This is a genomic window from Streptomyces sp. NPDC104106 (genome assembly GCF_055584345.1).
In genome coordinates, this window is the sequence record NZ_JBVJMF010000001.1 from 741,006 (window position 1) to 753,228 (window position 12,223).

The 12,223-nt window shown below is 73.0% G+C and carries 12 protein-coding genes; 8 read left to right on the forward strand and 4 right to left on the reverse strand.

Annotation, left to right across the window (positions count from 1 at the left end; genetic code table 11):
- Positions 1-164 precede the first annotated feature (164 nt).
- Together ACZ60X_RS03475 and ACZ60X_RS03480 are read left to right on the forward strand one after the other, a co-directional pair.
- Complete coding sequence (locus ACZ60X_RS03475; RefSeq protein WP_469592729.1) at positions 165-677, forward strand: hypothetical protein; 513 nt, start codon at positions 165-167, stop codon at positions 675-677.
- A gap of 155 nt (positions 678-832) precedes the next feature.
- A complete protein-coding gene (locus tag ACZ60X_RS03480) occupies positions 833-1,504 on the forward strand; it encodes a class F sortase (protein WP_469592731.1) in 672 nt (223 codons plus the stop codon).
- 303 nt (positions 1,505-1,807) lie between these two features.
- Here the strand turns inward: ACZ60X_RS03480 and ACZ60X_RS03485 are convergent, their stop codons facing one another.
- Positions 1,808-2,590, reverse strand: a complete 783-nt coding sequence (locus ACZ60X_RS03485; protein ID WP_469592733.1) for a sulfite exporter TauE/SafE family protein — start codon at positions 2,588-2,590, stop codon at positions 1,808-1,810.
- A 138-nt stretch (positions 2,591-2,728) separates the two neighbouring features.
- Between ACZ60X_RS03485 and ACZ60X_RS03490 the strand changes: the two genes are divergently transcribed.
- The 5 genes from ACZ60X_RS03490 to ACZ60X_RS03510 all read left to right on the forward strand — a co-directional run bounded on the left by ACZ60X_RS03490 (position 2,729) and on the right by ACZ60X_RS03510 (position 8,391).
- Positions 2,729-3,955, forward strand: a complete 1,227-nt coding sequence (locus tag ACZ60X_RS03490; RefSeq protein WP_469592735.1) for an NAD(P)/FAD-dependent oxidoreductase — start codon at positions 2,729-2,731, stop codon at positions 3,953-3,955.
- Positions 3,955-6,561: a nitrite reductase large subunit NirB gene (gene nirB, locus ACZ60X_RS03495; RefSeq protein ID WP_469592738.1), complete on the forward strand. Its 2,607-nt coding sequence runs from the start codon at positions 3,955-3,957 to the stop codon at positions 6,559-6,561. The genes ACZ60X_RS03490 and nirB overlap by 1 nt, the downstream gene beginning before the upstream one ends.
- Complete coding sequence (nirD, locus tag ACZ60X_RS03500; RefSeq protein WP_469592740.1) at positions 6,558-6,908, forward strand: nitrite reductase small subunit NirD; 351 nt, start codon at positions 6,558-6,560, stop codon at positions 6,906-6,908. Before nirB ends, nirD begins: the two co-directional genes overlap by 4 nt.
- 43 nt (positions 6,909-6,951) lie before the next feature.
- Positions 6,952-7,536, forward strand: a complete 585-nt coding sequence (locus ACZ60X_RS03505) for a TetR/AcrR family transcriptional regulator (protein WP_469592742.1) — start codon at positions 6,952-6,954, stop codon at positions 7,534-7,536.
- Between the two features lie 90 nt (positions 7,537-7,626).
- Positions 7,627-8,391 carry an SDR family NAD(P)-dependent oxidoreductase gene (locus tag ACZ60X_RS03510; protein WP_469592744.1) on the forward strand — a complete coding sequence of 255 codons (765 nt, stop codon included), beginning with the start codon at positions 7,627-7,629 and terminating at the stop codon, positions 8,389-8,391.
- Between the two features lie 6 nt (positions 8,392-8,397).
- Here the strand turns inward: ACZ60X_RS03510 and ACZ60X_RS03515 are convergent, their stop codons facing one another.
- From ACZ60X_RS03515 to ACZ60X_RS03525, 3 genes are read right to left on the reverse strand one after another with little or no spacing between them, the layout of a single operon-like run.
- Positions 8,398-9,231 carry a carbohydrate ABC transporter permease gene (locus tag ACZ60X_RS03515; protein WP_469592746.1) on the reverse strand — a complete coding sequence of 278 codons (834 nt, stop codon included), beginning with the start codon at positions 9,229-9,231 and terminating at the stop codon, positions 8,398-8,400.
- Positions 9,224-10,126: a carbohydrate ABC transporter permease gene (locus ACZ60X_RS03520; protein WP_469592748.1), complete on the reverse strand. Its 903-nt coding sequence runs from the start codon at positions 10,124-10,126 to the stop codon at positions 9,224-9,226. Before ACZ60X_RS03520 ends, ACZ60X_RS03515 begins: the two co-directional genes overlap by 8 nt.
- On the reverse strand, positions 10,123-11,382 hold the full coding sequence (locus ACZ60X_RS03525) for an ABC transporter substrate-binding protein (protein WP_469592750.1): 1,260 nt from the start codon (positions 11,380-11,382) through the stop codon (positions 10,123-10,125). Before ACZ60X_RS03525 ends, ACZ60X_RS03520 begins: the two co-directional genes overlap by 4 nt.
- Before the next feature lie 247 nt (positions 11,383-11,629).
- Between ACZ60X_RS03525 and ACZ60X_RS03530 the strand changes: the two genes are divergently transcribed.
- A complete protein-coding gene (locus tag ACZ60X_RS03530; RefSeq protein ID WP_469592752.1) occupies positions 11,630-12,163 on the forward strand; it encodes a DUF4232 domain-containing protein in 534 nt (177 codons plus the stop codon).
- The last annotated feature ends 60 nt before the right edge of the window (positions 12,164-12,223 follow it).

Here is a 12,223-nt window from a genome sequence, read left to right on the forward strand (position 1 = left end):
CCGGAACCCGCTGCGGGTTAGGCCGTGTGGGGGCCGGGGGGCGACACCCGTTCACCGCATTTCTGACAGGACATCAGGAGGCGGGAGTCCCGGACTGCGACTTACCTCGAAAGGGCAGGGGCCAGCCCCTGACGAAGCCGAGAAGCCAAGCTCTGGGGAGCACCATGCGCCGTATCGCCCGTCTGCTGACCGGTGTCGCGCTCGTCGGGGCGGGCGCGGCCCCCGCCTTCGCCGGTGCCAGCGGCAGCCTGGACGTCTACCCCCGCACCGTGGTGCCTGGCACCCACGTCACGGTGAACACCGCCGCCTGCGCGGACCAGGGCAGGGCCGCGACCGGGGACGCGGGCGCGGTCGGCGGCGGCACCTTCATGCTGGCGCCCAGCGCGCACGAGGGCGACGCGGTCGGCCGGTTCGAGGTGCCGGAGAGCGCGCAGCCCGGGACGTACGAGATCCTCGCGAAGTGCGCCGAGGGCGGTCGGCAGGTCACGGGCGACCTCGTGGTGGCCCTGAGCGCGGCGCACGAACAGCTGCAGCCGCGGGGAAGTCTCAAGACGGGGGTCGGCGGCTCACCAGGCGCCGGCCCCGCGCAGACCGCGGCGGGTGTGGCGGCGCTGGCCGTCGCCGCCGCGGGCGGTACCTGGCTCCTGCATCGCCGGGCGAGAGGCGACAGGATCTGACGGACACCCTCCGCTGTCCGTCCGCCGGTACCGCTCACCCCGCCCCCTCCGGGTCCGATGCCCCTCGCGGCCCGGAGGGGGAGGAGGTCCGGCCCGGGAAACACCCAGCCCGCCCTCGGGACGTACGGGGGCCCGCCTCCGGAAGAGGGGTTCGCATGCGCGGGAACAGCAGGACCACCAGGCACGCCGGGGGCGGCGGGCGCGGCCGGGCCGCCCGGCTCGGCGACACCGCGATAGCCGCGGCCACCGTCGTGGCCCTCGGTTCCGGGGTGTGGCTGCTCGACGGCACCGGCCCGCACACCCCGCCGCAGCCGGCCGCCGCGGAAGGGCGCCCGGACCCGGGCGGCGAGCGGCCCGCGGTCCCCGCCCTGGCCCCGTCCCCGCCCACCCGCATCCGCATCCCCGCGATCCGCGTGGACGCCCCGCTGATGGGGCTGGCCCTGACCGCCTCGGGCAGCCTGGCCGTGCCGCCGCCGCAGGACAGGAACCTGGCCGGCTACTACGAGGCCGGCACGCTGCCCGGCGAGACGGGCACCGCGATCGTCGCCGGGCACGTCGACAACGCCGAGGGCCCGGCCGTCTTCTACGGCCTCGGCGCGCTCAGGCGGGGCGCCCGTGTCGAGGTGGACCGCCGGGACGGCTCCGTCGCCGTGTTCACCGTGGACGCGGTGGAGGTGTACGCGGCGCGCGACTTCCCCGACGAGAAGGTCTACGGCGCCGCCCGCCGCCCCGAGCTGCGCGTCATCACCTGCGGGGGCGGCTACTCGCGGACGACCGGGTACCAGGGCAACGTGGTGGTGTTCGCCCATCTGACGGACAGCCGCTGAGCCGGGACGTCTTCGGGGAGCCGGCTCGCCGAAACGGTACGGGCGTTCGGCGAGCGCTCCGGGGACGGGCACCTTCCGCCAGCCGCCGACGACGTCCGTCGCCGCGTCGATCCCGCAGACGTACGCCCCGGGCCGCCGACCCACCGGCATGCCTGGGCCGAGCGGCGCGGCGCGCGCCTGCTGGACGGCGGCATCATGGCCGCACCGCCGGTGATCGCCGCGCCCGGCGCCCTCGTCTTCCGCAGCGGCCGCCCGGAACTGTGCGAGGAGCACCGGGCCACCCTCGCCGTACCGGCCCGCCGCCTAGGCGAACCACTGCTCGTAGGCCAGATCCGCCACGAGCGCGAGGACCACCGTCAGCAGCACCACGCGCACGAAGCCGGTGCCCTGTTTGAGGGCGGTGCGGGCGCCGAGCGTGCCGCCCGCGAGGTTGAAGACGGCCAGCAGGGCCGCCAGTGCCCACAGGACCGTGCCCTGCCAGGCGAACATGGCGAGGGCGCCCGCGTTGGTGCAGCAGTTGACGATCTTCGCGGTGGCGGAGGCGGTGACGAGGTCCAGGCGCAGCAGGGCGGTCAGCGCGAGGACCAGGAAGGTGCCGGTGCCGGGGCCGACGAGGCCGTCGTAGAACCCGATGCCCAGGCCGGCCAGACCGATCGCGGCGAGCTTCTGGCGCCGGGTGGCCGGGCCGGCCGCCGGGGCCCTGCCGAAGGCCGGGCGCAGGATCACGAACGCGGCGACACCGAGCAGCACCACCATGATCACCGGCTTGAGGACGGCCGTGCTCATCCCGGCCGCGAAGAAGGCGCCCGCCGAGGACCCGGCGAGCGCGGCGAGTCCGATCCGTACGGCAGTCCCGACGTCCACCGGCGCCTTGCGGGCGTAGGTCACCGCCGCGCCCGTGGTGCCAACGATGGCGGTCGCCTTGTTGGTACCGAGAGCCCATGCGGCCGGTGTCGACGACGGCAGCCCCAGCAGCAGGGCGGGCAGGAGCAGCAGACCGCCCCCGCCGACCACGGCGTCGATCCAGCCGGCCGCGAGCGAGGCCGTGCACAGCAGGACTACGGTCGTCATGGGTATGTCGGGCATGATCGCGACCTTAGCCCGAGCGCGCCCGCCCAGGCCCCCGGATCTCACACGCCGAGGCGCCGCAGGCTGAGGTGAGCGTTCCGCGCGGGAAACAGACGTGATGCGGCCGGGTAACGTCCGCGCCGCACGCTCAGGGGCATGACCTCGAATACGCGTGTGGTGGTGATCGGCGCCGGCCTCGCGGGCGTACGGCTCGCCCGGCGGCTCGGCGAGCTGGGCGTGCCCGCGCTGCTCGTCGGCGAGGAGGAGCACCCGCCGTACAACCGGGTCCTGCTCGCGGAGGTCCTGGCCGGCCGGTACGCCCCGGAGGTGATCACGCTTCCGGCGCCGGAGCGCCTGCTGCGCACCCGGATCACCGGTATCGACCGCGCCGCCCGGACGGTCGGCCGTGCCGACGGGCCGCCGATCGGCTACGACACGCTCGTGCTGGCCACCGGCGCCAATCCCGTCCTGCCGCCGCTGCGCGCGCTGTTCACCCCCGATCACCGGCTCCCGCAGGGCGTGCACGCGTTCCGCACCATGGACGACTGCCTGGCGCTGTCCGGGGCCGTGCGGCCGGGGGTGCGCGCGGTGGTCGTCGGCGGCGGGCTGCTCGGGGTCTCCGCCGCGCGGGCGCTCGCCGTGCGCGGTGCGCGCGTGGTCCTCGCCCAGCAGGCGGAGCGGCTCATGGAGCGCCGGCTCGACCCTGACGCCTCCGACCTGGTGCGCCGGCACCTGACCGGCCTGGGCGTGGAGGTGCACACCGAGTGCCGGGTGCGGGACATGCGGTGCGTCGACGGCGCGGTCCGCTCGGTGGAACTGGCCGACGGCTACGTCCTCGACGCCGATCTCGTCGTCCTCGCCTGCGGGGTGCGCCCACGCACCGGTCTGGCCGAGGAGGCCGGGCTCGCGGTGCGCGACGGCGTCCTGGTCGACGACGAACTGCGCACCTCCGACCCGCGCATCCGTGCCGTCGGCGACTGCGCCCGGCACGACGGGACCGTCTACGGACTGGCCGCTCCGGCCCTCGAACAGGCCGACCTCCTCGCCGAGTCGCTCGCGGGCGACGGCAACGCCCGCTACACCGGCACCCGTTCGCTGACCCGGCTGACCCTGACCGGTCCCGACTCGCCCTTCGGCCCCTTCGACCTGGCCGCGTTCGGCGAGACCGAGGCACTGCCCGGCGACGACGTCGTACGCCTCGCCGACGCCACGCGCGGCACGTACCGCAAGGTCGTCGTCCGCGACGACCGGCTGGTCGGCGGGGTCCTCGTCGGCGAACTCGGCACCGTCGGCGCGCTCGCCCGCGCCTGGGAGGGAGCAGAGCCGCTCCCCTCCGACGGCGGCCCCCTGCTCCACCTGCTCACCAACGATGGAGGCTCCTGATGACCACCGCCCTGGGGGCCACCCCCACGATCGTGCTCGTCGGCCACGGCATGGTCGGCCAGCGCTTCCTGGAGGCGCTCGCCGAGCGCGGTCTGACCGCCACGCACCGCGTGGTCGTGCTGTGCGAGGAGCCGCGTCCGGCGTACGACCGCGTCGCCCTCACCTCGTACTTCTCGGGCAGGACGCCCGAGGAACTCTCCGTGACCGACATGGAGTTCATCGCCACACACGGCATCGAGCTGTACGTCGGCGACCCGGCCGAGACGATCGACCGCGGCGCGCGGAAGGTGACGGCCCGGTCCGGGCAGGTCTTCGGGTACGACACCCTGGTCCTCGCCACCGGTTCCTACCCCTTCGTGCCGCCCGTGCCGAACAAGGACGCCGAGGGCTGCTTCGTCTACCGCACGATCGAGGACCTGCTCGCGATCGAGGAGTACGCGAAGGGCGCCCGGGTCGGTGCCGTGGTCGGCGGCGGGCTGCTCGGTCTGGAGGCGGCCGGCGCGCTCAAGGGCCTCGGACTCGACACGCACATCGTGGAGTTCGCGCCGCGCCTGATGCCGGTACAGGTCGACGACGGCGGCGGCGCGGCGCTGCTGCGCACCATCGAGGACATGGGTCTGACCGTGCACACGGGCGTGGGCACGCAGGAGATCGTCACCGGTGCCGAGGGCGCCGTCAGCGGCATGAAGCTGTCCGACGGCTCCGAACTGGGCGTCGACATGGTGGTGTTCAGCGCCGGTGTCCGCCCCCGCGACCAGCTGGCCCGGGCCTGCGGCCTCGCGGTCGGCGAGCGCGGCGGCATCACCGTGGACGAGCAGTGCCGTACGGTCGGCGACCCGCACGTGTTCGCGATCGGCGAGTGCGCGCTGGCCGCGGACGGCCGGGTGTACGGCCTGGTCGCGCCGGGCTACGAGCAGGCGGAGACGGCCGCCGCCACCATCGCCGCCGACGAGGCGTCCTTCACGGGCGCCGACCTGTCAACCAAGCTGAAGCTGCTCGGCGTGGACGTGGCCTCCTTCGGCGACGCGCACGGCACCACCGAGGACTGCCTGGACGTCGTCTACTCCGACTCCCGCGCGGGTCTGTACAAGAAGCTGGTCATCGGCCGGGACGGGACGCTGCTCGGCGGCATCCTGGTCGGCGACGCGGAGGCGTACGGCACCCTGCGCGCGCTGACCGGTTCGGTGCCGCCCGTCTCCCCCGAGTCCCTCGTCCTGCCCGCCGGAGCGGACCCGGGGGCCTCGCTCGGCCCGGCGGCCCTGCCGGACGAGGCGATCATCTGCTCCTGCAACAACGTCACCAAGGGCACGATCCGCGGCGCGGTCACCGAGCACCGCTGCACCACCGTGCCCGAGGTCAAGAAGTGCACCAAGGCCGGTACGACGTGCGGGAGCTGCGTCAAGGTGCTCGGCCAGCTGGTGGACGCCGAGCTGGAGGCGTCCGGGATCGAGGTCGACAAGGGGCTGTGCGGCTGCTTCGCGCAGAGCCGCGAGGAGCTGTACGAGATCGTCCGGACCCTGCGCATCACGTCGTACCGGGAGCTGCTGGACCGCTTCGGCCGGGAGGGCGCCCGCGGCGGCGAGGGCTGTGAGACCTGCAAGCCGGCGGTGGCCTCGGTCATCGCCTCCCTCGCCCCGGCGATCGGCGCGAGCGGCTACGTCCTCGACGGTGAGCAGGCGGCCCTGCAGGACACCAACGACCACCACCTGGCCAACCTGCAGAAGAACGGCTCGTACTCGGTCGTGCCGCGCATCCCCGGCGGCGAGATCGCGCCCGAGAAGCTGATCGTGATCGGTGAGATCGCCCGGGACTTCGGCCTCTACACGAAGATCACCGGCGGTCAGCGGATCGACATGTTCGGCGCGCGGGCCGAGCAACTTCCGCTCATCTGGGCGCGGTTGGTGGACGCGGGCTTCGAGTCCGGGCACGCCTACGGCAAGGCGCTGCGGACCGTGAAGTCCTGTGTGGGCTCGACCTGGTGCCGCTACGGCGTGCAGGACTCGGTCCGCATGGCGATCGACCTGGAGCTGCGCTACCGGGGCCTGCGCTCCCCGCACAAGCTCAAGTCGGCGGTCTCCGGCTGCGCCCGGGAGTGCGCCGAGGCCCAGTCGAAGGACTTCGGCGTGATCGCCACCGCGGGCGGCTGGAACCTGTACGTCGGCGGCAACGGCGGTGCCACCCCGCGCCACGCCGACCTGCTGGCCCAGGACCTGTCCGACGCGGAACTGGTCCGGCTGATCGACCGGTTCCTGATGTTCTACATCCGCACCGCCGACCGGCTGGAGCGCACGTCGGTGTGGCTGGAGCGGATCCCGGGCGGCCTGGACCACGTCCGCGACGTGGTGGTGCACGACAAGCTCGGCATCTGCGACGAGCTGGAGGCACTGATGCGGGCGCACGTCGCGAACTACCGCGACGAGTGGGCCGAGACCATCAACGACCCCGAGAAGCTCTCCCGCTTCGTGTCCTTCGTGAACGCCCCCGACACCCCCGACCCGGTCGTCGCCTTCGTCCCCGAGCGCGACCAGATCAAGCCCGACCTGCCGCTGCTGAACATCGGCCTGCGGCCCGCCGACGACGTCCTGGAAGGAAGCACCCAGCGATGACCCTGGCTGTCGAGACCACGACCCTGAAGGTTCAACTGCAGCTCGGCGACGGCTGGTTCACGGCCTGCGACCTGCACGCGCTGCTGCCGGGCCGCGGGGCCGCCGCCCTGCTGCCGGACGGCCGCCAGGTGGCCCTGTTCCGCGACCGCGCCGACCGCCTCTACGCCATCGACAACCGCGACCCCTTCACCGGCGCGGCCGTCCTCTCCCGCGGCCTGACCGGCACCCACGAGGGGCGCCCCTTCGTCGCCTCCCCCCTGTTGAAGCAGCGCTTCGACCTGGTCAGCGGCCAGTGCCTGGACGACGAGACGGTCCGGGTGCGGGCGTACGAGGTCCGGGCGGCCTGACCTTTCTTGACCGCTCGTTCCCGAAAAGCCTAGGCTGCCTCCCGTGGCCAGGACCAAGGAATTCGACCCGGACGCCGCGCTGCAGGCAGCCCTGGAGCTGTTCTGGTGGCGCGGCTACGAGGCGACGTCGATGGCCGACCTGGTCGAGCGCCTCGGGATCGGCCGGGCCAGCCTGTACGCGACGTTCGGCAGCAAGCGCGAGCTGTACCTGAGGGCGCTGGAGCGCTACGAGCAGGCCGGCATGGCGCGGATCGTGCGCGAACTGTCCCAGCCGGGCCCCGCCCTGCCGGCCGTGCGGGCGGTCGTACGGCGCTATGCGACGGAGGCGGCCGACGACCGGCTGCGGCTGCCCGGCTGCCTGATCACGAACACGGCCGCCGAACTGGCGCCGCACGACGCGGACGCCGCCCGGCGCGTCGAGCGCAACTGGGACCACCTGGAGACGCTGCTGCACTCCGCGCTCGTCCGCGCCCGGGGCCAGGGCGAGCTGCCGGACGGCCGCGACCCGCTCACCCTGGCCCGCACCCTGCTGGTGCTGCTGCAGGGCCTGCGGGTGGTCGGCAAGGCGTCGGCGGACCCGGCGCGCGTCCGGGACGCGGCGGAGCAGGCCCTGGCGCTGCTCGACTGAGACAGGCACTCGGTCGGCAGCGCCTTCTTTTCGCACCTCATACTGAACCGATCGGTCCAAAAACGGCCGGTCAAGAAAACGGGAGACCTCATGACGCACCGCTTCTCCGGCCGCACGGCCCTCGTCACCGGCGCCGGCTCCGGCATCGGACGGGCCGTGGCCCTCGCCCTGGCCGCCGAGGGCGCCCGGGTCGTCGCCGCCGGACGCCGGCCCGGGCCCCTTCAGGAGACGGTCCGCCTGATCGAGGAGCAGGGCGGCAAGGCGGTGGCGGTGAGCGCCGACGTCTCCCGCGCGGCCGACGCCGAGGCCCTGGTCCGCGCCGCCGTCGACACCTTCGGCTCGCTCGACGTGGCGGTCAACAACGCCGGTGTCTTCCGCGGCGGGCAGCCCCTCGCCGACCTGGCGGAGGAGGACTGGCACGCCCAGCTGGCGACCAACGTCACCGGCCTCTTCCTCGCCCTGCGCGCCCAGGTGCGCCGGATGCGCGACCAGCCGGCGGGCGGCGCGATCGTGAACATCTCCTCCACCTTCGGCGTGCACGCCGCCTCCGCGGGGGCCGCCGCCTACTCCGCGAGCAAGGCCGCCGTGACCGCGCTCAGCCGGAACGCCGCCCTGGACCACGTCCGGGACGGCGTCCGGATCAACGTCGTGAGCCCCGGCGCCACGGAGACCTCCATGTCCCTGCGCCCCGGCGAGACGGAGGCGGACCGCACGGCACGCGCCCGCGCCACCCTCCCCCTCGGCCGGATCGCCACCACCCGGGAGGTCGCCGCCGCCGTCCTCTACCTGGCCTCGGACGACGCGGCCTCGGTCGTCGGCACCGACCTCGTCGTGGACAGCGGCGCCACGCTCTGAGGGCGCTCAGTCGATCCCCGACCGCTCCACCCCCGCCACGATCCACCGCTGGAAGCACAGGAACACCAGCAGCAGCGGCAGGACGGAGACCACGGCGGCGACGAACAGCTCGTGCAGCCGGACGACCTGGGACGTGGTGAACGACGACAACGCGACCTGCACCGTCCAGGCGCTCTGGTCCTGCCCGATGACCAGCGGCCACAGGAAGGAGTTCCACGCGCCGAGGAACACGATCGTCCCGACGGCGGCGAACACCGGCCGCGCGTTCGGTACCACCACCCGCCAGTACGTACGCCAGTAGCCGAGCCCGTCGACCTGCGCCGCGTCCTCCAGCTCCCGGGGGAAGCCCAGGAAGTACTGCCGGAAGACGAAGCAGGCGAACGCCGAGAACAGGGTGGGGACGATCAGCCCGCGCAGCGTGGAGATCCAGCCCAGCGACGACACCAGCACGAAGCTCGGCACGAAGGTCACGGCGGCCGGGACCAGGAGGGTGCCGAGGATGCCGTAGAAGACCTTGTTCGCGTGCCGGTAGGGGATGCGGGCGAGGCCGTACCCGGCGAGGGAGGCCAGGACGAGCGTGCCCGCGGTGGTGGCGAGGGCGATGAGCGCGGAGTTGAGCAGCGACCGGGCGAAGGGAACGGACGGGTCGTCGAACAGCTCCCGGACGTTCCCCCACCTCAACTCGCCCGGAAAGAACGTCCACCGGGGCGAGGTGATGTCCTGCTCGCTGGACAGCCCGTTGCGCACCAGCAGGTAGAAGGGGATGAGGAAGAGCAGGGCGAGCGCGATCAGCAGCACCAGCCGCAGCGCCCGCCCGGCCCGCACCAGGGCGTCATCCATCGGCGTCCGTCCTTCCCAGCCGCAGCCACCGCGCCTGCCCCACCGTGACGACCGCGATGATCAGCGCGAGGATCACCGCGCCCGCGCTGCCGAGCCCGAGGTTCTGCCCCTGCCCGAGCGCGGTGTAGTAGAGGTAGACGAGCGGCGGCCGGGCGTACGGCGGATAACCCCGCGCGTCCGACAGCAGGTTGTAGAACTCGTCGAAGGCCTGGAAGGCGTTGATGACGAGCAGCAGCACCACCGCGACCGAGGTGGCGCGCAGCTGCGGCAGGGTGATGTGCCGCAGCACCGTCCAGCCGGGCCGGGCCCCGTCCACGGCGGCCGCCTCGTAGAGCACCGGATCGATCCGCTGCAGCCCGGCCAGGAAGAGGATCATGTAGAAGCCGGCCTGGAGCCACAGCCGTACGGTGACGATGACCAGCCAGTACCAGGGCGGATCGGTGGTCGACAGCCAGGCCACCGTTTCGCCCCCGAACCACCCGAGCACGGTGTTGGCGAGCCCGAACCGCACCCCGTTGAAGATCGACATCTTCCAGACCAGGGCCGCGACGACGTAACTGCACGCGGCCGGCAGGAAGAACACGGACCGGAAGAACGCGCGCGCCCGGCGCACCCGGTTGACCATGAGGGCGAGGGAGAGGGACAGCAGGTAGGTGACGGGCACGATGAAGGCGGTGAAGACGAGGAAGGTCCGCAGGCTGCCGACGAACGCGTCGTCCTTCAGCATCGCCGTGTAGTTGTCCAGGCCGACGAAGCGGGTGGGCGTGACGGTGTTGTGCGCGTCGAAGAAGCTCAGTCCCACGCTCCACAGCAGCGGGACGTAGGTGAAGAGCGCGAGCCCGGCGGCGAACGGCCCGACGAACACCCAGAACCAGAGGACCCGGCGCCGCCTCACGACTTCTTCTTCACACGCTGCAGCTCACCGGACACCTTCCGCACGACGTCCCGCAGTTCGCTGTCCGCGCTGGCCCCGCTCTTGATGATCCGGCTGAGCGCGTCCTGGTAGGCGGTCTGCGCGGCCGGCGTCCACAGCAGCGGCTGGGCGTATCCGTACTCGGTGGCGAAGCGCACGGCGTCGGCGGCCGGCCCGCTCTTCAGCTTTTCGGCCTTCCGGGCGAGCGAGATCCGGGCCGGGATGTGGAAGCCGTACGACAGCGCGAAGTCCTCCTGGTAATCGGTCCGTTCGACCCAGAGCCACTTGACGTACTCCTTCGCGGCCTCCTTGTGCCTGCCGCGCGCGCTGACGGCGGCCCCGTACGCCCCGACGGGCACGGTGGGCCTGCCCCGCTGTCCGTCCGCGGGGAACGGCAACACCCCGAAGTCGTCGCCGAGTTGCTGCTTGATCTGGGGCAGGGCCCACAGCCCCGACCACTGCATGGCGGTCAGCCCCTGGACGAAGGCGGACGGGTCCGACCAGTCGGCGGGCGCGCCGAGGAGGAGGGACTTGTCGGTGTAGAGCCGGCGCAGTTTGCCGAGGGTGCGGGCGGCGGCGGGATCGTCGAAGCCCGCCTTGCCGTCGTCGGTGACGAGCTGGAGTCCGGCGGCGTAGAGGGGGGTTCCGCCGAGCACCCCGGCTCCGCCGTCATTGCCGAGGAAGAGCCCCTTGACCTTGCTGTCGGTGAGCTTGCGGGCGGCGTCCACGAGGGCGTCGAGCGTGCCGGGCGGCTCGACCCCGGCGTCCTTCAGCAGGCTCTTGCGGTAGTAGAGCATCTGCATGTCGATGACCTGCGGGACGCCGTAGATCCTCCCCTCGTACGTCTTCGGGGTGAGTACGGCGGGGTTGAAGTCGTCCTTGACGCCGTCGAGGAGGTCGGTGAGGTCGGCGACCTGCCCGCCCTGGATCTGGTCGAGCGTGGGCCCGTTGACCTCGAACACGTCCGGCCCGGAGTCGGTCAGCAGCGCGGCGGCGGTCTGCTGGTCGTAGTTCCCCGGCCGCCACTGCACCGTGACGTGCGCCTTGCGGTAGGCGGCGGCGTACCGCTGCACCGCCTGCTGGGTGCCGGTCTCACCGTACTGGTGGTACCACTGCGACAGTGCCGTCCCCGACCCTCCGCTGCCCCGCCCGGTGTTGGACCCGCACGCGGCGAGCAACCCCGCTCCGACTCCGGCTCCGGCCCCCGCGGCCAGCAGCGCCCTGCGGCTCATCGTCATGTCTGTGCCCCCTGACGTATCGGTGTCGGCCATCGATGCACGGCCCAACGATCAACCCTGCGCGATGATTACGAAAGGGGGATTGCGGCAGTGTGTCACCGCGCGGGGGCACGCCGTCACGGCGATGAGGCCGATTTCTTACGCTCCTCCCGAAAACGACCGCGCCGACGCACAACTTTTCCGGGGCACGGCGCATCCAACCAAGTGACCTTCATCCACCGATTCGCCCGATGGAGGCGGATACGCCATGCTTCGTCATCCGAATTCCCCGCGACTCCCCCGGACCTCCCCGAGGCGAGGCGCGGCCGCGCTGCTGGCCGCGGCGCTGGTGGGCCTGCCGGCGGCGGGCGCGGCCTGGGGCGCGCCCGCGACGGGCCTGCGCACCTGCACGGTGAAGGACCTCCACCTCTCCATGGGCCGCAAGGAGGGGGCGGCCGGTTCGCTGTACTGGCCGGTACGGTTCACGAACACCGGCACCACCGGCTGCGCCCTGCGGGGCTACCCGGGCGTCAGCGTCCTGGACGCCGCCCACCACCAGCTCGGTCCGGCGGCCACCCGCAGCGGCAGCCCCTACAGCACCGTCACCCTCATCCCGGGCCACTCGGCCTCGGCGGTGCTGCGCACCACCAACGGCCCGGTGGGCGGCGCCTGCCTGCGCACCGGCGCCTACCTGCGGACCTACCCGCCGGCCTCCCGGACCGCAGTCCTCATACCGGCGCCCTGGAAGATCTGCTCGGGGCTGTTCGAGGTGGGGCCGGTGAACACGGAGGAGACGATCTGAGGGGCTCCGGAGGAACACGGCGACGCCAGGCGCCCCCTCCCGCCGCGTTCGCTCAGTCGC